The sequence below is a fragment of the Pseudomonas sp. RW407 genome, from assembly GCF_003176655.1.
GTDB lineage: Bacteria > Pseudomonadota > Gammaproteobacteria > Pseudomonadales > Pseudomonadaceae > Pseudomonas > Pseudomonas delhiensis.
Map to the genome: position 1 here is coordinate 13303 of NZ_QGSL01000064.1, position 20277 is coordinate 33579.

Annotated in this window: 18 protein-coding genes; 4 read left to right on the forward strand and 14 right to left on the reverse strand. The window is 69.8% G+C overall.

The features are described 5' to 3' along the window. Window positions 1-61 precede the first annotated feature (61 nt). Both DK254_RS05880 and DK254_RS05885 read right to left on the reverse strand, forming a co-directional pair. Complete coding sequence (locus DK254_RS05880) at window positions 62-1414, reverse strand: amino acid permease (RefSeq protein WP_109933032.1); 1353 nt, start codon at window positions 1412-1414, stop codon at window positions 62-64. A 37-nt stretch (window positions 1415-1451) separates the two neighbouring features. Then, complete coding sequence (locus DK254_RS05885; RefSeq protein ID WP_109933033.1) at window positions 1452-3719, reverse strand: Orn/Lys/Arg decarboxylase N-terminal domain-containing protein; 2268 nt, start codon at window positions 3717-3719, stop codon at window positions 1452-1454. Window positions 3720-4200: 481 nt separating this feature from the next. On the opposite strand from DK254_RS05885, the gene DK254_RS05890 reads away from it, so the two are divergent. After that, complete coding sequence (locus tag DK254_RS05890; RefSeq protein WP_109933034.1) at window positions 4201-4956, forward strand: DeoR/GlpR family transcriptional regulator; 756 nt, start codon at window positions 4201-4203, stop codon at window positions 4954-4956. A 140-nt stretch (window positions 4957-5096) separates the two neighbouring features. Further along, window positions 5097-6635 (forward strand): glycerol-3-phosphate dehydrogenase, encoded by a 1539-nt coding sequence (glpD, locus tag DK254_RS05895; protein ID WP_109933035.1) that lies wholly within the window; start codon window positions 5097-5099, stop codon window positions 6633-6635. Between the two features lie 7 nt (window positions 6636-6642). Here glpD and DK254_RS05900 read toward each other — a convergent pair whose 3' ends face one another. Genes DK254_RS05900 through glnH form a run of 5 tightly spaced genes read right to left on the reverse strand, consistent with a single transcriptional unit; the run spans window position 6643 to window position 10747 of the window. Then, window positions 6643-7545 carry a MurR/RpiR family transcriptional regulator gene (locus DK254_RS05900; RefSeq protein ID WP_109933036.1) on the reverse strand — a complete coding sequence of 301 codons (903 nt, stop codon included), beginning with the start codon at window positions 7543-7545 and terminating at the stop codon, window positions 6643-6645. Beyond that, window positions 7542-8600 carry a C45 family peptidase gene (locus DK254_RS05905; RefSeq protein WP_256595816.1) on the reverse strand — a complete coding sequence of 353 codons (1059 nt, stop codon included), beginning with the start codon at window positions 8598-8600 and terminating at the stop codon, window positions 7542-7544. The genes DK254_RS05900 and DK254_RS05905 overlap by 4 nt, the downstream gene beginning before the upstream one ends. 10 nt (window positions 8601-8610) lie before the next feature. Then, window positions 8611-9333 (reverse strand): glutamine ABC transporter ATP-binding protein GlnQ, encoded by a 723-nt coding sequence (glnQ, locus tag DK254_RS05910; RefSeq protein ID WP_109933038.1) that lies wholly within the window; start codon window positions 9331-9333, stop codon window positions 8611-8613. Continuing rightward, window positions 9330-9986 carry a glutamine ABC transporter permease GlnP gene (glnP, locus tag DK254_RS05915; protein ID WP_109933039.1) on the reverse strand — a complete coding sequence of 219 codons (657 nt, stop codon included), beginning with the start codon at window positions 9984-9986 and terminating at the stop codon, window positions 9330-9332. Before glnP ends, glnQ begins: the two co-directional genes overlap by 4 nt. 17 nt (window positions 9987-10003) lie before the next feature. Then, window positions 10004-10747: a glutamine ABC transporter substrate-binding protein GlnH gene (gene glnH / locus DK254_RS05920; RefSeq protein ID WP_089390301.1), complete on the reverse strand. Its 744-nt coding sequence runs from the start codon at window positions 10745-10747 to the stop codon at window positions 10004-10006. 367 nt (window positions 10748-11114) lie between these two features. Between glnH and DK254_RS05925 the strand changes: the two genes are divergently transcribed. Together DK254_RS05925 and DK254_RS05930 are read left to right on the forward strand one after the other, a co-directional pair. Beyond that, window positions 11115-12443, forward strand: coding sequence for an aspartate aminotransferase family protein (locus DK254_RS05925; protein ID WP_109933040.1), 1329 nt, complete (start codon window positions 11115-11117; stop codon window positions 12441-12443). A gap of 10 nt (window positions 12444-12453) precedes the next feature. Next, entirely contained in the window at window positions 12454-13017 is a 564-nt protein-coding gene (locus DK254_RS05930) for a carboxymuconolactone decarboxylase family protein (protein WP_109933041.1), read from the forward strand. A 367-nt stretch (window positions 13018-13384) separates the two neighbouring features. Here the strand turns inward: DK254_RS05930 and DK254_RS05935 are convergent, their stop codons facing one another. From DK254_RS05935 to DK254_RS05965, 7 genes are all read right to left on the reverse strand, one after another. Continuing rightward, window positions 13385-14470, reverse strand: coding sequence for a PAS domain-containing protein (locus DK254_RS05935; protein ID WP_109933042.1), 1086 nt, complete (start codon window positions 14468-14470; stop codon window positions 13385-13387). A 101-nt stretch (window positions 14471-14571) separates the two neighbouring features. Then, the gene (locus tag DK254_RS05940; RefSeq protein WP_109933043.1) at window positions 14572-15276 is read right to left on the reverse strand and encodes a type 1 glutamine amidotransferase; all 705 of its coding nucleotides are present in this window, start codon (window positions 15274-15276) and stop codon (window positions 14572-14574) included. Between the two features lie 163 nt (window positions 15277-15439). Beyond that, window positions 15440-15781 (reverse strand): ribonuclease E inhibitor RraB, encoded by a 342-nt coding sequence (locus DK254_RS05945; protein WP_009619201.1) that lies wholly within the window; start codon window positions 15779-15781, stop codon window positions 15440-15442. A gap of 236 nt (window positions 15782-16017) precedes the next feature. After that, window positions 16018-16917 carry a DMT family transporter gene (locus tag DK254_RS05950; RefSeq protein WP_109933044.1) on the reverse strand — a complete coding sequence of 300 codons (900 nt, stop codon included), beginning with the start codon at window positions 16915-16917 and terminating at the stop codon, window positions 16018-16020. A gap of 107 nt (window positions 16918-17024) precedes the next feature. Continuing rightward, entirely contained in the window at window positions 17025-17786 is a 762-nt protein-coding gene (locus tag DK254_RS05955; protein ID WP_109933045.1) for an SDR family oxidoreductase, read from the reverse strand. After that, window positions 17786-18727 carry an alpha/beta hydrolase gene (locus DK254_RS05960; RefSeq protein WP_109933046.1) on the reverse strand — a complete coding sequence of 314 codons (942 nt, stop codon included), beginning with the start codon at window positions 18725-18727 and terminating at the stop codon, window positions 17786-17788. The genes DK254_RS05955 and DK254_RS05960 overlap by 1 nt, the downstream gene beginning before the upstream one ends. After that, window positions 18711-20186, reverse strand: coding sequence for an NAD(P)/FAD-dependent oxidoreductase (locus DK254_RS05965; protein WP_109933047.1), 1476 nt, complete (start codon window positions 20184-20186; stop codon window positions 18711-18713). Before DK254_RS05965 ends, DK254_RS05960 begins: the two co-directional genes overlap by 17 nt. Window positions 20187-20277: the final 91 nt, after the last annotated feature.

Here is a 20277-nt window from a genome sequence, read left to right on the forward strand (position 1 = left end):
CAAGGGCAAAAGTCGATGCCGGCCTATGTGATGCAGGGCACGCTCCCGCTGCCCGCGGGCGCTAGTCGATTTCCGCCACCGGCAGGCCCTGCTGGCGGTTGCGCCACTGCCGCCAGGTGTACATCGGGATGCCCGCCATGAACACCAGGAAGCCCCAGAAGATGGCCTGCTCGCCGGTGCCGTAGAGCGCCCACAGCGAATAGAGGAAGCCCAGCGAGCCGACGGCGATCAGTTGCGGCCGCGAGCGCGGCGAGAATTCCTCGGTGCGCACCGCCAGCAGCTGCAGCAGCGCCGCGGTGCAGAAGGCGTAGGGCACCACGCCGGTCATGGTGCCGAGCAGTATGATGACGTTGAACACGTCCACCAGGTTGCCCTGGCCGTCGATCAGCACCAGCACCGTCACCAGCAGCCCCGAGGCCCACAGGCCGTTGGCCGGGGCGCCGTGCTTGTTGAGTTTGCCGAGGGACTCGGGGAACAGCCCGTCGCGCGCCGGCGCCACCGGGATCTGCCCCTGCAGCAGCACCCAGCCGTTGAGCGCGCCGAGGCAGGCGATCACCGCGCCGCCGGCCACCAGGTAGTAGCCCCAGTCGCCCATCAGCACGCGCGCGGCGTCGGCGAAGGGCGAGGTCGACTTGGCCAGCACCTCCGGCGGCATCAGGCCCTGCACCGAAGTGATCGACAACACGTACACGCCGGCCGCGGCCAGGGTGCCGAACAGGGTGGCGCGCGGGATGGTGCGCTTGGGGTCGCGCACGTCGTCGGCCGGCACCGTCGCCGACTCCAGGCCGATGAACGACCAGAGGGTCAGCGCCGCGGTGGTGGCGATGGCCTGGGCGTAGCCCATGTTCGGCAGCTGCTCGCGGGGCGGGATGGCCAGGTAGTCGGGGTTGAAGTGCAGCCAGCCGAGCACCCCGACCAGCAGCAGCGGGATCAGCTTGAGCGCGGTGAGCAGGTTCTGCACCACGGCGAAGGTGGCGATGCCGCGCAGGTTGATGAAGGTGCACAGCCAGATGGCGCCGATGGCGGTGGCCACCATCAGCAGCGGGTCGGCCAGCGCCGGGATGAACACCCGCAGGTAGCCCACCAGGGTCACGGCGATGGCGGCGTTGCCGATCCACGCGGCCTTCCAGTAGGTCCAGGCGCACAGGTAGCCGGCGAAGCTGCCGAAGCCCTCGCGGGTGTAGGCGTAGGGCCCGCCGGCACCGGGGTTGAGGCGCGCCAGGCGGGCGAAGGTGAAGGCCAGCAGCACCGCGCCGGTGCTGGAGACCAGCCAGCCGAACAGGCTCAGGCCGCCGTAGGCGGCGAGGCTGGAGGGCAGCAGGAAGACGCCCGAGCCGACCATGTTGCCGATCACCAGCGCGGTACAGCTCCAGAACCCCATGCTGCCCTTCTTGGCAGCCTCTCCCCCACTCATCCTCGCTCCTTAAGTCCCGCCGCCTTGGACGGCGGAATCAGCTGTCGGCATTTTCCACGATGCACTCAACGGTATAGCAGCGCCGGCCGTCCACGTCCTGCACCTGCAGGCCGTGCACATCGGAATCGAAGCCGGGGAAGTCGTGCTCGAAGGTGCGGGCGAAGGCCAGGTAGTCGAGGATCGAGCGGGTCGCCTCGGTGAAGCGCTCGCCCGGCATGATCAGCGGGATGCCCGGCGGGTACGGCACCAGCATGACCGCGGCGATGCGCCCTTCGAGCCGCTCGATGGGCACCGCCTCGACCTCGCCACGCACCAGTTGGGTGTAGGCGTCGGCCGGGCGCAGCGCCAGCTCCGGCAGGGTGGTGTACATGCGGCGCATGGCCTTGGCCGTGGCGTGCTCGCGGTAGCAGGCGTGCAACTGCTCGCAGAGGTCGCGCAGGCCCATGCCGGCGTAGCGCGCCGGGGCGGCCTGGAGCACGCTGGGCAGGGCCTCGGCCAGGGGCGCGTTGCCGTCGTAGCTGCGCTTGAACTCCAGCAGCTCGGTGACCAGGGTGCTCCACTTGCCCTTGGTCACGCCCATGGAGAACAGCACCAGGAAGGAGTACAGGCCGGTCTTCTCCACCACCAGGCCGCGTTCCCAGAGGAAACGGCCGACCACCGCCGCGGGGATGCCGTGCTCCTCCAGGCGCCCGGCGGCGTTCAGGCCCGGGGTGGCCAGGGTGACCTTGATCGGGTCGAGCAGCACGTAGTCGTCTTCCACTTCGCCGAAGCCGTGCCACTCGGCGTCGGGCTCCAGCAGCCAGTCGCGGGTGCGCACCTCGTCGGTGCCCTCCACCCCCGGCGGCTGCCAGACGCAGAACCACCAGTCGCCGGCCGCCAGGTTCTGCCGCACGTTGGCCAGGGCGCGGCGGAAGCTCAGCGCCTCGTCGAAGGTTTCCTGCACCAGCGAGTGCCCGGCCGGACCTTCCATCATCGCCGAGGCCACGTCCAGCGAGGCGATGATGCCGTACTGCGGCGAGGTGGAGATGTGCATCATGAAGGCTTCGTTGAAGCGCGCGCGGTCCAGGCGCCGCCTGCCGCCGTCCTGCACGTGGATCATCGAGGCCTGGCTGAAGGCCGCCAGCATCTTGTGGGTGGAATGGGTGGTGAACACCAGCGGGCCGTCCTCGCCGCGGCTGGTGGCCATGCCGTAGCGGCGGTCGTAGAACTCGTGGAAGGCGGCGTAGGCGTACCAGGCCTCGTCGAAGTGCAGCACCTCGACGCTGCCGTCCAGGGCCTGCTTGATCAGCTCGGCGTTGTAGCACAGGCCGTCGTAGGTGGAGTTGGTCACCACCGCCAGCCGCACCTTCGGCTCGCGGCCGCGGGCCAGGGGGTTGGCGGCGATCTTCGCGGCGATCGACTCGCGGCTGAACTCGGACAGCGGGATGGGCCCGATGATGCCCAGCTCGTTGCGCGCCGGGCACAGGTACAGCGGGATGGCGCCGGTCATGATGATCGAGTGCAGCACCGACTTGTGGCAGTTGCGGTCCACCAGCACTAGGTCGTCGCGGCTGACCATGGAGTGCCAGACGATCTTGTTCGCCGTGGAGGTGCCGTTGATCACGAAGAAGGTGTGGTCGGCGCCGAAGTTGCGCGCCGCGCGGGCCTCGGCCTCGGCCAGCGGGCCGGTGTGGTCGAGCAGCGAGCCCAGCTCGGGCACCGAGACGGACAGGTCCGAACGCAGGGTGTTCTCCCCGAAGAACTGGTGGAAGGCCTGCCCCACCGGGCTCTTGCGGTAGGCCACGCCGCCGCCGTGGCCGGGCGTGTGCCAGGAATAGTTGGATTGCGCGGTGTGCTCCACCAGCGCGCGGAAGAACGGCGGCAGCAGGCCCTCCAGGTACTTGCGCGCGGCCCGCGAGACCTGGCGGGCGAGGAAGGGCACGGTGTCCTCGAACAGGTAGAGGATGCCGCGCAGCTGGTGCAGGTCGGCCATGGACTCGGCCGGGGCGTTCTCGATGGTCATCTGCTCGCCGAGGGCGAAGATCGGCAGCTGCGGCGCGCGCACCCGCGCCACGCGGATCAGCTCGACCACGTCCTGGAGCAGGCGCTGGTTCTCCCCCGCCCCCTCGGCGGCGACCAGGATGCAGGCTAGGCCATGGTGGGTGGAGGCGACGATGCGCCCCTCGGTGGAACTGGCGGTGGAAAGGATGCTGAAGCCGTCCAGCTCCAGCTCGCGGGCGATACCGCGGACGCGGTCGCCGGCGACGGTGTCGGCCTTGATGTCGCGGTGGACGATGAGGATGGGGAATTTCAGGTCTTTGTACATTGTGAGCCCCGAATGCTGACGGAGGCTTCCGTCGTTCCCCTGCAGCGTATGGGCTTACATTCCGCAGGGGAATATGGCCGGCTTCAGGCTGTAAGAAAAGGTCGCACGGGAGAAAGGCGGAAAGCCTGGGGGTCGTTGGTGCGTGGGCGCTGTCCTGAGCGGCCGGTGGGTCCAATCGCGGACGGAGTCCGCTCCTACACCCGTGCTCGACCGTAGGGCGAATAACCGTTCGCGGTTATCCGCCGCCGGCCGGAACGCCGGTGCCCGACGGCTGCCTCACCTGTAGGAGCGCGCCCTGCGCGCGATTCGCGGGCAGGGCCCGCTCCTACGGTTCCAGGGAAGCACGGGTGTAGGAGCGGACTCTGTCCGCGATTCCGCGCTCAGCGCCGCTGTCCAGCCTTTCCTGAGCGGACGCCCCGGTGGCACGAAGCGCCCCGCTGCGGCATGCTTGTACCTTCGCCCCGCCCCCACGAGAGCGCAGATGAACCTGCCCCCCCGCCAGCAAAGCATCCTCGACCTGGTCCGCGAGCGCGGCTACCTGAGCATCGAGGAACTGGCCCAGCAGTTCGCCGTCACCCCGCAGACCATCCGCCGCGACATCAACCAGCTCGCCGAGCGCAGCCTGCTGCGCCGCTACCACGGCGGCGCGGCCTGGGACTCGAGCATCGAGAACACCGCCTACAACACCCGCGCCGACCAGATGCGCGACGAGAAGCAGCGCATCGCCGAGGCGGTGGCGGCGCAGATACCCGACAACGCCTCGCTGTTCATCAACATCGGCACCACCACCGAGGCCATCGCCCGCGCCCTGCTCGGCCACCGCAACCTGAAGATCATCACCAACAACCTGCACGTCGCCGCCACCCTCAGCGCCAAGGCCGACTTCGAGGTGCTGGTGGCCGGCGGCACGGTGCGCAGCGACGGCGGCGTGGTCGGCCAGGCCGCGGTGGACTTCATCGAGCAGTTCCGCGTCGACTTCGCGCTGGTGGGCATCAGCGGCATCGACGAAGACGGCAGCCTGCTGGACTTCGACTACCAGGAAGTGCGCGTTTCCCGCGCCATCATCGAGAACGCCCGGCAGGTGTTCCTTGCCGCCGACTCCAGCAAGTTCGGGCGCAACGCCCTGGTGCGCCTGGGGCCGATCGGCCTGGTCGACAGCCTGTTCACCGACGCCGCGCCGCCGCCCGCCGTGGCGCGCCTGCTGGCCCAGCACAAGGTTCAGCTGGAACTGGCCTGACGGCCGTCCCGTTCGAATTCGAAAAATGCCTATGAATCAGCCGAATGGCAGCCTTCAGGCTGGTCATTTTTCGTTCGCCCGCCTATCATATTTTCGAATTCGAACATATTGATGTTCATTTCCAGTCAAGAGGACGCCCCATGAGCCATTCCCACAAGCGCTCCGCTCCCCTGGCTGAGGTCTACGACCTGGCGGTCGTCGGCGGTGGCATCAATGGCGTGGGGATCGCCGCGGATGCCGCCGGGCGCGGCCTGCTCACCTTCCTTTGCGAACAGCACGACCTGGCCAGCCACACCTCCTCGGCCAGCAGCAAGCTGGTCCACGGCGGCCTGCGCTACCTGGAACACAACGAATTCCGCCTGGTGCGCGAGGCCCTGGCCGAGCGCGAAGTGCTGCTGGCCAAGGCTCCGCACATCGTCCACCCGCTGCGCTTCGTGCTGCCGCACCGGCCGCACCTGCGCCCGGCCTGGATGATCCGCGCCGGGCTGTTCCTCTACGACCACCTGGGCCGGCGCGAGAAGCTGCCAGCCTCGCGCAGCCTGTCGTTCGGCACCGACAGCCCGTTGCAACCCGGCATCCGCCATGGCTTCGAGTACTCCGACTGCTCCGTCGACGACGCCCGCCTGGTGGTGCTCAACGCCATGGCCGCCCGCGAGCGCGGCGCCCACGTGCACCCGCGCACCCGCTGCGTCAGCGCGCGGCGCAGCAAGGGCCTGTGGCACCTGCACCTGGAACGCGACGACGGCAGCCTCTACTCCATCCGCGCCCGCGCCCTGGTCAACGCCGCCGGGCCCTGGGTGGCGCAGTTCATCCGCGACGACCTGCGCCAGCAACCGCCCTACGGCATCCGCCTGATCCAGGGCAGCCACCTGGTAGTACCGCGGCTGTACGAAGGCGAGCAGGCCTACATCCTGCAGAACGAGGACCGCCGCATCGTCTTCGTCATCCCCTACCTGGGGCGCTTCACCCTGATCGGCACCACCGACCGCGAATGGCTGGGCGACCCGGCGAAGGTACGGATCAGCGACGAGGAAACCGGCTACCTGCTGGCGGTGGTCAACGCCCACTTCAGGCAGCAGGTGCGCCGCGAAGACATCCTCTGGAGCTTCTCCGGGGTGCGCCCGCTGTGCGACGACGAGTCCGACGAGCCGTCCGCCGTCACCCGCGACTACACCCTGGCGCTGCAGGGCGCCCCGGGCGAAGCGCCGCTGCTGTCGGTGTTCGGCGGCAAGCTGACCACCTACCGCAAGCTCGCCGAGGCGGCCCTGGCCCAGCTGGCGCCGACCTTCCCGCGCATGGGCCCGGCCTGGACCGCCGGCGCCCCGCTGCCGGGCGGCGAGCACATGACCAGCCCCGAGGACCTGGCCGTCGAGTTGCTGGCCAGGCACCCCTGGCTGCCGGCCGAGCTGGCGCGGCGCTGGGCCACCAGCTACGGCACGCGCGCCTGGCGCCTGCTGGACGGGGCGAAGGGCGAAACCGACCTGGGCGAACACCTGGGCGCCGGGCTCCATGCCCGCGAAGTGGACTACCTGTGCCGCGAGGAATGGGCCGAGAACGCCGACGACATCCTCTGGCGCCGCAGCAAGCTGGGGCTGTTCCTCAATGCCGCGGAAAAGCTGCGCCTGGCCGACTACCTGGCGCGCGAGCACCCGCGCAAGGCGAACACGCAGGTGGCCTGAAGCGGGCTCAGAGCGACGAATTCAACTCGCTGATCAGCGCTTCGCGATGCTTGAGCGAGGCCAGCGCGCTCTCGCCCAGGCGCCCGGCCACTTCGCTGAGCAGCCCCTGGGCCAGCAGCATGAAGGCGCACATGCTGTTGCTGTAGAACAGGCTGTGGTTGGGCACGTAGAAGCTGTGCCGCGCCACCCGCGCCAGCGGCGAACTCGACGAGTCGGTCAGGGCCACCACCTCGATGCCATGGCGCGCCGCCACTTCGGCGGTGGCCAGCACGCTCGGCGTGTAGGGGAAGCAGCTGGCCACCACCAGCACGTCGCCGGCATCCAGCTGCGCCAGGGCATCGGCCACGCCCTGGCGGTTGGAATCCAGCGCCGCCACGTCGGGGCGCAGCATGCCCAGGCCGTAGGACATGAACAGCGCCAGCGAGGTGAACTGGCGCATGCCGTGGATGCGCACGCGGCGCGCGCCGGCCAGCAGCTCCACCACGCGGGCGAACACGTCCGGCTCGACCTGCTCGATCAGGCTGGCGATGTTGGCGCTCTCCTGCCGGCCCAGGCGCGTCAGGCGCGACAGGGTGCTATCGGCGGGGGTCAGCAGCAGGCGCGAGGCCTGGTCGCTGTAGAAGCTCTTGCCCTCGGTCAGCTCGCGGCGGAACACGTCCTGGAACTTGCTGAAGCCGCCGTAGCCCAGGCGCTGGGCCAGGCGCGAGAGGGTCGAGGCGTTGACCCCCAGTTGCTCGGCCAGCTCGCTGATGGACGACACCGCGGTGCGCTGCGGCGCCTCGATCAGCGCTGCCAGCACCCGGCGCGAGCTGCCGCCCAGGGAAATGCCCGCCCCGCCGCGCTCGATGTCCTCCAGCAGTTGCTTGAGGGCTCCCAGGTTGTCGGGCAGTGCGGCGGGCGCTTGGCTCATCGTGCGGGTCCAGGTGCGGGATCGGGGCGGACACTGCCCCGGGCCTCGACCTCTCGGGTGTCGGGCTGGCAGTGGACGCGCCATTCTACCGAGTTCGCAGCGATGCGGAACACGGCCGTGGCCAGGGTGTTCTCATCGTCCGGGTCGTCCGCGGCGCGGCGGTAGACCGGCAGCTCGGCATCCGCCGTGTCGCGCAGGATGGCCAGGGCGCGGGCCTCGTCCAGTTGCGCGGGCGAGCCGGCCAGCAAGGCATCGACGCGCCGCTGGCGGCTGCCGGAACTACCGGTGATGCGCTGGCCCCGGGCGTCCAGCGCGGCATCCAGCAGGTGGTTGGAATGCCCCGCCGGGCGCAGGACCTCGCGCACCGCCACGCCGCCGGAACAGGCCTCGACGCTGAACAGCTGGCTAGCCCCCACCTGCCCCAGCGCATGGTGGAAGGCCCCGGCGCGCCCCGCCGTGGACAGCACGGCCACGGCCTGGGCCAGGCTCTCGGCGTCCAGCACCGCGCGGGCCAGCACCTGGCGCGGCAGCCCCGCCGGGATGGCACTGGGGCGGATGTTGTTGACCGTGCTGACCAGCCCGCGCGCGTTCACCGCGAAGGTGTGGCCGGGGATGGAGCCGGGGTAGACGAAGCTGGTGAAGCCCAGGCCCTGCTCGGGCTGCGCGTGGAGCAGGCCGCAGCAGCCGTCGAGCGCAGGCAGGCCGTCCTCGTTGTGGGCGATCAGCCAGCCGCCCTCGGCGGGGCCGAACACCGTGGTGCAGCCGTCGACGCTGGCGTCCTGGACGAAATCGCCGCGGCAGTTCCACAGGAAGACTTCCTCCAGCGGCAACTCCAGGCCGTCGGCCAGGCCGCGCAGCTCGTCCCAGATGCGCGGGAACTGCGCCTGGACCTGCGCCTGCATGCGCTGCGCCGCGGCCGAACCGGCCCGCGCCGCCAGGCTACGCCACAGCGGCAGCGTGCGCAGGCGCTGGTGCACCGCGTCGCGGCCGAAACGGCCGAGGCCCAGGCCGATTTCGTAGGCGCTGCCGGAAAGGTTCAGGGGGCTCAGGCTCATGGGGCGACCTTCAGGCGACATGTTGCAGGAACTCCCGCAGGCGCGGGCTGGCGGGGTTGCCGATCAGGCTGGCGGGTTCGCCGTCCTCGGCGATGCGGCCCTTGTCGATGAAGATCAGCCGCGAGGCGACCTTGCGCGCGAAGTCGATCTCGTGGGTGACGATGACCATGGTCATGCCCTCCTCCGCCAGGTCCTTCATCACCTGCAACACCTCGTGGCGCAGCTCCGGGTCCAGCGCCGAGGTCGGCTCGTCGAACAGCATCAGCTTGGGCTTCACCGCCAGGGCGCGGGCGATGGCCACGCGCTGCTGCTGGCCCCCGGACAGCTCCGACGGGTAATGCCCGGCGCGGTCAGACAGGCCGACCTTGGCCAGCAGCTCGCGGGCCAGGGCCTGCGCCTCGGCCTTCTTCGCCCCGCGCACGCGGATCGGGCCGAAGGCCACGTTCTCCAGCGCGGTCATCTGCGGGAACAGGTGGAACTGCTGGAACACCATGCCCGCCTCCTGACGGATCAGGCGCTCGTCGACCTTCGGGTCGTTGACCTCCATGCCGTCGACGAACAGCTCGCCGCCGGTGATCACCTCCAGCTTGTTGATGCAGCGCAGCAGCGTCGACTTGCCGGAGCCGGAGGGGCCGATGATCACCACCACCTCGCCGTTGCCGATCTTCAGGTTGATGTCGTGGAGCACCTCGGTCTGGCCAAAGTGCTTGGATACCCGCTTGAACTCGATCATAGGATCTTCAGCCTCGACTCCATGCGCCGCAGCACGTAACTCAATACCAGGGTGATGACCAGGTAGATCACCGCCACCGCCGACCAGATCTCCATCGCCCGGAAGTTGCCGGCGATCACCTCCTGGCCCTGGCGGGTCAGCTCGGCGACGCCGATGACGATGAACAGCGAGGTGTCCTTGATGCTGACGATCCACTGGTTGCCCAGCGCCGGGATCATCCGCCGGAACGCCAGCGGGGCGATCACGTAGCGCAGGGTGTCGCGCCCGGACAGCCCCAGGGCCAGCCCGGCCTCGCGGAACCCGCGGTTCACCGAGAGCAGCGCGCCGCGGGTGATCTCGGCGATGTAGGCGCCGGAGTTGATCATGATGGTGACCACCGCCGCGCCGAACGGGTCGATGCGCACCGGGATCATCAGCGGCAGGGCGAAGTAGATGAACATCACCTGGACCATGATCGGCGTGCCGCGGATCAGCTCGACGAACACCAGTGCCAGGCGGCTGGAGAAGAAGCCGCCGTAGGCGCGGGCGACGCCGGCCAGCAGGCCGATGACGGCGCCGCCGGCAAGGCCCAGGATGGAAATCCACAGGGTCAGCCGGGCGCCTTCGAGCAGCACCGGCAACGCGTCCCAGATGGCGGACCATTGGAAATGCATGGGGTTCTACCTCCGGCTCACTTGGGCTCGGTGCCGAACCACTTGCGGTAGATCTGCGCGTAGGTGCCGTCCGCGCGCAGCTTCTTCAGCGCGGCATTGACCGGCTCGCGCAGCTCGCTGCCCTTGGGGAAGCCGATGCCGTACTGCTGCGCCATCATCTGCTCGCCCACCGCCTTCACCTGGCCGTCGCCGGCGGTCTTGATGTAGTAGAGGACGTTGGGGGTGTCGTGCATGGCGGCGTCGACGCGGCCGGTGCGCAGCTCCAGGTAGGCGTTGTCGATGTTGGGGAACTGGCGCAGGTCGGCAGCCTTGAGGTTGGCCTTGGCGTAGTCCGCGGCCGAGGTGCCGCTCTTCACCGCCAGGCTCTTGCCGGCGATGTCGGCCTCGCCCTTGATGCTGTCGTTGTCGGCCTTGACCATCAGCAGGAAGCCGCTGTCGTAGTAGCCGTCGGAGAAGTCGATGACCTGCTTGCGGTCTTCCTTGATGGTGATGCCGGCCAGGGCGGCGTCGACGTTGCGCGTCTGCAGCGCGGGGATGATGCCGTTGAAGTCCATCGGCTTGAGCTGGTAGCTCACGCCCATCTCCTTGGCGATGGCCGCCCACAGGTCGATGTCGAAGCCCACGTACTTGTCGCCCTGCTTGAACTCGAAGGGCACGAAGGCGGTGTCGGTGGCGATCAGCAGTTCCTTGCCGGCGGCCATGGAGCTGGCGGCGGCGAACAGGGACAGCGCGGCGAACGAGGCTTGAAGCAGCTTTTTCATGCAGGACTTCCTCTTGCGGGTCGGTGGTTGCGCCCCGCCGGCCGGCGGGGCGCGCATTAGCGGCAGTTCGATCGCAACGGGCCGGGGCCCGGACTTTATTGTTTTGAGCGGCTAACCCACGGAAGGGGCTGCATGCACAGGGTGCTTTTTCGCAAAATAAACATGCAATAAATACGATTGCAAGTATTTTTATCAAACCTTGCCGGATGCTTGCGGCCTTCATCCAGTGGGAAATTGACCAAGAGCTTCTCTACTTCGCCGCTTCCAGTCGTTCGCCAGCCTCCTCAATCACGCAACCGCTGCGCAACAAAAGATTGCCAACACAAAAAATGCAATTAATATTTGCGCAACCAACCCGGAGGTCACCATGAGCCACGTCCTGCACCGCAGCCTCACCCAGTCCTACCCCACGGCCGTCCGCGGCGACGGCGCCTACCTGGTCGACAGCGAAGGCCGCCGCTACCTGGATGCCAGCGGTGGCGCGGCGGTGTCCTGCCTGGGCCACAGCGACCCGGCGGTGATCGAGGCGGTGCGCCGGCAGGTGGGCACCCTGGCCTACGCCCACAGCTCCTTCTTCACCACCGAGCCCATGGAGGAACTGGCCGACTTCCTGGTCGCCCGCGCGCCCGCCGGCATGCGCTCGGTGTACTTCGTCAGCGGTGGTTCCGAGGCGGTGGAAGCGGCGCTCAAGCTGGCCCGCCAGTACTTCGTGGAGATCGGCCAGCCGCAGCGCACGCACCTGATCGCTCGCCGCCAGAGCTACCACGGCAACACCCTCGGCGCCCTGGCCACCGGCGGCAACGCCTGGCGGCGCCAGCAGTTCCAGCCGCTGCTGATCGACGTCAGCCACGTCAGTCCCTGCTATGCCTACCGCGACCAGGCCGCCGGGGAGACGCCCGAGGCCTACGGCGAACGCCTGGCGCAGGAACTGGAAGCGGAAATCCTCCGCCTGGGGGCGGACAAGGTCATGGCCTTCGTCGCCGAGCCGGTGGTGGGCGCCACCCTCGGCGCGGTGACCGCGGTGCCGGGCTACTTCAAGCGCGTGCGGGAAATCTGCGACCGCCACGGGGTGCTGCTGATCCTCGACGAGGTGATGTGCGGCATGGGCCGCACCGGCAGCCTGTTCGCCGCCGAACAGGAAGGCATAAGCGCCGACCTGGTCACCATCGCCAAGGGCCTGGGCGCCGGCTACCAGCCCATCGGCGCCACCCTGGTGAGCCAGCGCATCCACGACGCCATCGCCCAGGGCTCGGGCTTCTTCCAGCACGGGCACACCTACATCGGCCACGCCACCGCCTGCGCCGCGGCCCTGGCGGTGCAGAAGACCATCGAGGCGCGCGACCTGCTGCCGCGCGTGCGCAGCCTGGGCCACGGCCTGCAGCAACGGCTGCAGCAGGCCTTCGGCGCCCATCCGCATATCGGCGACATCCGCGGGCGCGGGCTGTTCCAGGGCCTGGAACTGGTGGCCGGGCGCGACGCCAAGGCGCCCTTCCCCGCCGAGGCGAAGCTGCACGCGCGGATCAAGAAAGCCGCCATGCAGGAGGGCCTGCTGTGCTATCCCATGGGCGGCACCCTGGACGGCCGCAGCGGCGACCACATCCTCCTGGCGCCGCCCTTCATCCTCGAGGAGGCGCAGCTGGACGAGCTGGTGGACAAGCTGCAGCGCGCCATCGACCAGGCCATCGGCAGCCTCTGAGGACAGCCCCATGAAGATCGAATCGCGCCTCACCCCGCTCACCGACGAGCGCATGGACGACGAACAGCGCCGCGTGCTGAACGACATCCTCAGCGGCCCCCGCGGCAACCTCGACGGCCCCTTCCTGGCCTGGGTGCACAGCCCGCAGCTGGCCGACAGCGCGCAGAAGCTGGGGGCCTTCTGCCGCTACGGCACGCGCCTGGAACTGCGCCTGAGCGAGCTGGCGATCCTGCTCACCGCGGCCTGGTGGCGATCCCAGGCGGAATGGCAGATCCACGAACCCATCGCACGCCGGGCCGGCCTGGCCGATGACGTGATCGAAGCCCTGCGGCGCGGCGAGGAACCGCCGTTCACCCGCGACGACGAGCGCCTGGTCTACCGCCTGGGCAGCAGCCTCTACGCCCGCAAGCGCATCGGGCAGGAGCTCTACGACGAGGGTGTGGGTGCCTTCGGCGAGGCCGGGATGGTGGAATTGGTGGGCATCTTCGGCTACTACGCGCTGGTGGCCATGACCCTCAACGCCTTCGCCGTACGCCGCGAAACGGACACGCCCCAGCCCTTCGCCGAGCCCTGAGCGGGCATGGGCACGGGCCTTTCGCAGGAGCGGAACTTTTCCGCGATAGCCGGACGTTCCGGCGCGGATCGCGGATGAGATCCGCTCCTACGCCGCCCCACCCGAGCCATTCCCTGTAGGAGCGCGCCCTGCGCGCGAAATCGCGGGCAGGGCCCGCTCCTACGACCGTGCTTTCCTGGAACCGTAGGAGCGGAACTTTTCCGCGATTACCGGACGCCCCGGCGGCACGGCCAACGGCGGATAACCGCGAACGGTCATTCGCCCTACGGTCGATTGCCCCCGCCACGCGGAACCATCCGGTGGCACGCTCGTAGGGCGCATAACGCCTACGGCGTTATCCGCCATTGCCCCGCGCCTGCGCCCCGCCTCAGGCACGCTCCGCCAGCTGCGCCTCCAGCTCGGCGATGCGCGCCTGCAGGCGCTCGCGTTCGGCGCGGGCCGGGCCCATGTCCTCGAACACGCTGATCAGGTGCTCCGGCAGGCCGTCCTGGCGGCGACGCTGCAGCGAGGTGCGGGCGCGCACCCAGACGTAGCGGCCGTCCTTGCGCCGGCAGCGCTTCTCCACCACGTAGCGGTCGATTTCCCCGGCCAGCATGCTGCGCAGCAGTTGCAGGTTGCGCTCCAGGTCGTCGGGGTGGGTGAGCTGCTGGAAGGTCATGCCGTAGAGTTCCTCGGCGCTGTAGCCGAGCAGTTCGCAGAGGCTGCCGTTGACGCGCTGCCAGGTGCCGTCCAGGCCGATGTAGGCCAGCGCGCCCCAGGTCAGCTCGAAGATGGCGCGGAAGCGCTCCTCGCTGTTGCGCAGTTTTTCCTCGGCGGCCATGCGCGCGGTGTTGTCCATGCTGATGCCGACCATCTTCACCGAGCGCCCGGCGCTGTCCTTGACCACCCGGGCGCGGGAGGCGATCCAGCGCAGCTCGCCGTCCGGGCGGTAGATGCGGAAGTCGCACTCGCAGCCGCTGCCCTCGGCGATGGCCTGGTCGTACATGGCGCGCATGGCGGCCACGTCCTCGGCCGGCAGGTGCGGCCAGAAGTCCTGGTTGTGGCTCACCGGCCAGCCGTAGACCTCCTCGACGTTGGGCGAGTAGGTGACCTCGTCGCTGATCAGGTTCCATTCCCAGGTGACGATGCGCGCGCTCTCCTGGGCCAGCTTCATGCGCGCCTCGCTCTCCATGATCTCGGCGGTGTAGCGGCGGCGCACGTCGGTCATCGGCAGCTCGATGGGCTCCAGCGCCTGCAGGTCGCGCACGGCCTCCTCGCCGTAGCGCAGCCAGATCCAGTTGACCTTGAGGAAGGCGGCCAGCTTGCGCAGGTTGTCGTAGTCGATCTCGCCGCCGCGCGTCCACTTGTGCACCGCGGTGCGCGAAATGCCCAGCGCGCTGGCCACCGCCTGCAGGGTCAGCTTGTTGAGTTCGAGCAATTCCTTGAGGCGGAAGGCGAAGCTGTTTTCCGTCATGCGCGGTCCTGTCCTGGGGAAGCCTGGAGCCGCAGTATACACAGTTGTAAACCGCTGGATTACAGCAAACCCCGGGGCGCACGGCCGTGCGCCCCGCCCGCTCACGCCAGGCCGGCCAGCCTCAGCCAGTGGGCGTAGAAGCCCTCGGCCACGCGGTTCAGGTCAGCCACCTTGCGCGGCAGGTCGTCGAGCATCACCTCGGCGCTTTCCTGGCTGGGCTGGCTGGGGTCCAGGTACTGCGGCCAGCCGTTGATCCAGCCGCTGACCAGTTCCTCGGTCATCTCCGGGTGGCCCTGCAGGCCGAGGACGAAGCCGCCCCAGGAGAAGCCCTGGTTGGCGCACCAGGGGCTGGACAGCAGGCGCTCGGCGCCCTCGGGCAGGTCGAAGGTGTCGCCGTGCCACTGGTAGATCGGGAATTCCCCGGGCAGGTGCGCAAGCCAGGGGCTCGCGGACTCCAGGCGGCGCATCGGCTGCCAGCCCATCTCGGTGTAGCCCTGGTGGCGGATGGATGCGCCCAGGGCCTTGGCCAGCAGCTGGCCGCCCAGGCAGTGGCCGATCATCGGCACCTGGCGCTCGATGAAACGGCGCAGCGCCGCCACCTCGGTGCGCAGCCAGGGCAGGTCGTCGTTCACGCTCATGGGGCCGCCCATGATGGCCACCGCCCTGGGGCGCTCCAGGTCGTAGCCGTCCAGCTCGCCTTGGTCGGCGCGGCGCACCTCGAAGGCCAGGCCGGCGCGGTCGAGCACGCAGGCCAGGTGGCCCGGCGGGCAGAAGTCGGCGTGGGTCAGGATCAGGATATCGGTCATGCTTACCTCCGCGCGGCAGTCTGCCGCAAAAGGCGCCCGACCATAACCCCCAGCGCGCCCGCGGGCAGGCCCGCACCGCCTTCCGGCGGCGCGGGCGCATCGGGTTCATGGGAGTGGGAAGCCACCGGCCGGCGCGGCCTGGCGGCGAGACGAACGGGTTGGATCAGGGACGCAGGCTGCTCACTTCCTGGGTCACGCCCCAGCCGTCGAGCACACCTCCGAGCGGCGCCACGACTTCCTCCAGGTCGTGTTCGAATGCACCGATCGCCGCGTGGGTGGCGAACATCACCTTGCTGATCTGCAGGTTCCAGCCACCATCGGAGCGGGCTTCGACCTGGGCCCTCAGGGATTCGCCGCGAAATTGCCGGGCGGCCTGGCGGGCGTTCTGTTCATCGGGAAAGATGGCGAAGAAGTCGATGGGATGAATGCGGGCGAAATCGAAGCCCCCTTCCTTCATCCGGCGCAGCACATTGACACTGATATCCTCCGAGAGGGGCTTTTCCATGGTACGCACCTCCTTTCGAGACGTTCAGGGTTTCACCTAGTTTCCCAGCCAATGCCGGCCCGGCTTGCGGCCGGGCCTGCGGCGGGCACTTCGCTGTGCCACAGGAAACGCCAAAAATGCTTCAACGTCCCCCAATTGGTCGCCAAAGGTCTTGAACTGGCAGGCAGGAGGGTCCGTCTGCCGGCGACCAACAGTTTCAGCGTAGCGCCTATGCCGGCCGAATGCCGCCCTGGCGGTCAATCGGCGCGTTCGGCGGCGACGGGCGGCAGCGCCGCGGGGCGCGTCGCCAGCAGCAGGGCCGCCAGCACCAGGGCCATGCCCAGGGCGTGGCCAGCGCCGAAACGCTCGCCCAGGAGGCTCACGCCCACCAGCGCCGAGCCCACCGGCATCAGCCCGGTGAACAGCCCGGCGACGTTGGCCTGCACCCGGGAAATGCCGCGGTACCACAGCAGGAACGACAGTACGCTGGCGCTCAGGGCGTAGAACAGCGTCCAGCCCCAGGTCGCCGTGGACACGCCGCGCCAGTCCAGCGCCCGCGCCTCGGGCAGCGCCAGGGGCAGGAACAGCAGCAGCCCGGCGAGGTTGACGCCCAGGGCCATCGCCCAGGGGTGCAGGTGCAGCGACAGGCGCCGCGAATAGATGGCGAACAGCGCCTCGGCGACCACCGCGCCCAGCACCAGGGCGTTGCCCGCCACGCCGCTGCGGCCACCCGCCGGGCGCTCCAGCAGGTTCAGCGCGGCGATGCCCAGCACCGCCAGGGCGATGGCCAGCAGGCTGCGCGGCTCCAGGCGCTCGCGCAGCCACAGCCAGGCCAGCAGGGCGATGACGCTGGGCGTGGCGCTGGTGATGATGCCGGCGCTGGTCGCCGAGGTCAGTTGCACACCGTGCAGCATGCACAGGCTGAACAGGAAGCAGCCGAAGAAGGCCTGCAGGAACAGCCCGCGGCAGGCGCCGCCATCCAGCCCCGCGCGCACCCGCGACAGGGCCAGGCCGGGCAGCAGCACCAGGCTGGCGATGAGGAAGCGCAGCAGGGCGAACAGGTAGACGGGCAGTTCTTCCAGCACCAGCTTGCCGATGGCGATGTTGCCGCCGACCAGCAGCATCGACAGGGCCAGGCAGAAATAGGCGAAGGGCATGGCGGCTTCCTTGCGGTGGGCGGAAGGGCCCGGCAGCCAACCTCCTGCGGCTGCGGACGGGCCCTACAGCATCCGGGCTGCACCACGGCAGTGCAAGCCCCCTGCGCTCACTCGCGGCTGAGCCAGCCCATCACCCAGCGGTTGAGCGCCGGCGGCGACAGCTGGCCGGACCAGTACATGGCCCGGAACAGCGCGCCGATCGGCCGGTGCACCCGGGTGCTGTGGGCCTGGCGCCAGGCCGCCGCGGCGATGTCCTCGGCCCGCAGGCGCACGCCCAGGCGGCGCAGCACCGGCGGCTCGTAGCCCTGGCTGGTGACCATGGGCGTGCGCACGAAGGGCGGCATCAGGTCGGCGACGCGGATGCCGTGGCGCCGCCATTCCAGCTCCAGCGCCTCGGTGAAGCCGCGCACGGCGAACTTCGAGGCCGAATAGGTGGCCATCTCCGGCACGCCGTACAGGCCGGAGGCCGAGCCCATGTTCAGCACCTGGGCGCCGGGGGTGGCCTTGAGGTGGGCGAAGGCGGCGTGGCAGCAGTTGAGCAGGCCCTGGACGTTGATCGCCAGCAGGCGGCCATGCTCCTGCGCCGGGATCTCCTCGAAGCGGCCGAAGCGCAGGATGCCGGCGCAGTTGAACAGCAGGCGCAGGCGGCCGTCGCCGGCGCCGACGAAATCCGCCAGCGCCTCGCGCACCGCCGCCGCGTCGGTGACGTCCAGCGCCCGCTGCCAGGCGCCGCCCAGTTCGGCGGCGAGCCCGTCCAGGGCCTGGGCGTTCAGGTCCAGCAGGCCGACGCGCCAGCCGCGGGCATGGAACAGCCGCGCGCTGGCCGCACCTATGCCCGAGGCCGCGCCGGTGATCAGGATGCTGTCCATCAGCGCCCTCCCCCGAGGTGCCGGCCGAGGAAGCCCGCCACCTCGCCCAGGGCCTGGTCGGCGATGCGCAGCACCCCGGCGTGGGCCTGGAACACGTGCCAGCAGTCGCGGTAGCGCTGCAGGGTGACGTCCACGCCCCGCTTACGCGCCGCGCCGGCCAGGCGCAGGCTGTCGTTGCGCAGCACTTCGTCCTCGCCGACCTGGATCAGCAGCGGCGGCAGCCCGGAAAGGTCGGCGAACAGCGGCGACAACTGCGCTGAGTCGCGCGCCACGCCGGGCGGGCAGAACATCGCGATGGCGCTTTCCACCCAGGCGCGGCTGATCAGCGGGTCGCCGGCCTTCGGCTGGTGCCACTGGCTGCAGCTGACGTCGGTGACCGGCGAGAACACCACCAGCGCGCCGGGCAGCGGCAGGCCCCGCGCCTTCAGCGCCACGGCCAGTTGCAGGGTCAGGTGGCCGCCGGCCGAATCTCCGGCCACGGCCAGCCGCGCCGGGTCCTGGCCGCGCGCCAGCAGCGCCTGGTAGACCGCCAGGGCATCCTCCAGCGGCGCCGGGAAGCGGTGTTCCGGGGCCAGGCGGTAGTCCGCCGCGCAGACGTCGAGCCGGCCCAGGCGCGCCAGGTTGGCGGTGATCGCCCGGTGCGTGGCCGGCGAGCCCACCAGGTAGGCGCCGCCGTGCAGGTAGAGCAGCGTGCGGCCTTCGCCCTGGCCCGCGCGCTGCCATTCGCAGGGCACTCCGGCGATGACTTCCGTACTGCGCTGCACGCCACGCGGGGTCAGGGTCGCGGCGGTGAGCGCGCCCAGCACCCGGCGCTGCACGGAGACCGGCACCGGCGGGCGCATCAGCCCGCGAAACAGCAGGCGCAGGGTGCCGCGCAGCAGGCCGGCGAGCAGGCGCTGCGAGAGGGAGACCGGCGGGGCGAACTCAACGGGCGCATTCATAGTCGGCGAACTCCGGCTGACGGGTCTGCTGGCGGTAGCGGAAGGTGAAGCCCGGCCAGTTGTTGGTGTTGCGGCCGGCGGCGGTCTTGTACCAGCTGTCGCAGCCGCTCTCCCACACGGTGTGCTGCAGGCCGCGCTGCAGGGCCTGGTTGTAGGCGCTCTGCACGGCGGGCCGCACGTCCAGGTAGCGCAGGCCCTGCTCGTCGAGGTGGCGCAGGCAGGCCAGCACGTAGGGGAACTGGCTCTCCAGCATGTAGACGATGGAGTTGTGCCCCAGGTTGGTGTTCGGCCCGTAGAGGATGAACAGGTTGGGGAAGCCGCTGACGCTGATGCCCTTGTAGGCCTCGGCGCCCTCGGCCCAGGCCTGTTCCAGCCAGCGCCCGCCCAGGCCCTGGATGCGCATGGGGGCGAGGAACTCGGTGGCGGCGAAGCCGGTGCCGAAGACGATGGCGTCCACCGGGTGGCGCTGGCCGTCGCGGGTGACGACGGCGTCCTCGGTCACCCGCTCGATGCCGGTGTCGATCACCCGTACGTTGTCCCGCGCCAGCGCCGGGTAGTAGTCGTTGCTGATGAGGATGCGTTTGCAGCCCAGCGGGTAGTCCGGGATCAACCGCCGGCGCAGTTGCGCATCGGCGATGCCGCGGCGCAGGTTCAGGCGGAAGCTCAGCTGCATGAACTTCATCAGCGGCGGGAAGGTGGAAAAGGCCAGCACCCGTGACTCGTGCTGCAGGTACTTGAGGCCGCGGTCCAGGCGCTGCAGCCAGGGCAGGCGCGCCTTGAGCCGGCGCTCCCAGGCGGCGTAGGGACGGTCCGGCTTGGCGATCACGTAGGGCGCGCTGCGCTGGAACAGCAGCAGCTCGGCCACCTGCGGGGCGATGCGCGGGACGAACTGGATGGCGCTGGCGCCGGTGCCGATCACCGCCACCCGCTTGCCGCGCAGGTCGGCGCGGTGGTCCCAGTGCGCCGAGTGGAAGGCCGCGCCGCGGAAGCCCTCCAGGCCGGGGATGCGCGGGTACAGCGGCCGGCTCAGCTGGCCGGTGGCGCAGACCAGGGCACGGGCGCGCAGCGTCTGCCCGTCGGCGCAGCGCACCACCCACTGCCCGGCGGCCTCGTCGAAGCAGGCGTCCACCGCCTCGCAGCCGAAGCGGATGCGCGGGCGCAGGCCGTACTTGTCGGCGCAGTGGCGCAGGTAGTCGAGGATCTCCGCCTGGGGCGCGAACTTGCGCGTCCAGTCGGCCTTGGGTTCGAAGGAGAAGGAGTACAGGTGCGAAGGCACGTCGCAGGCGGCGCCGGGGTAGCTGTTCTCGCGCCACACCCCGCCGACGTCGGCGGCTTTCTCGAGGATCAGGTAGTCGTGGATGCCGGCCCGCTGCAGGCGGATGGCCAGGCCCAGGCCGCCGAAGCCGGCGCCGATGATCAGCACGCGCAAGGGTGCCGGATCACGGGAAGTATTGTGCATTGTTGTGCTCCCGATTTTGGCTGGACGGCGGCCCCGCAAGGCCTGCCGTCGTCCGCCGCGCTGGCGGATGAGCATAGGCTAGAGCCACCCT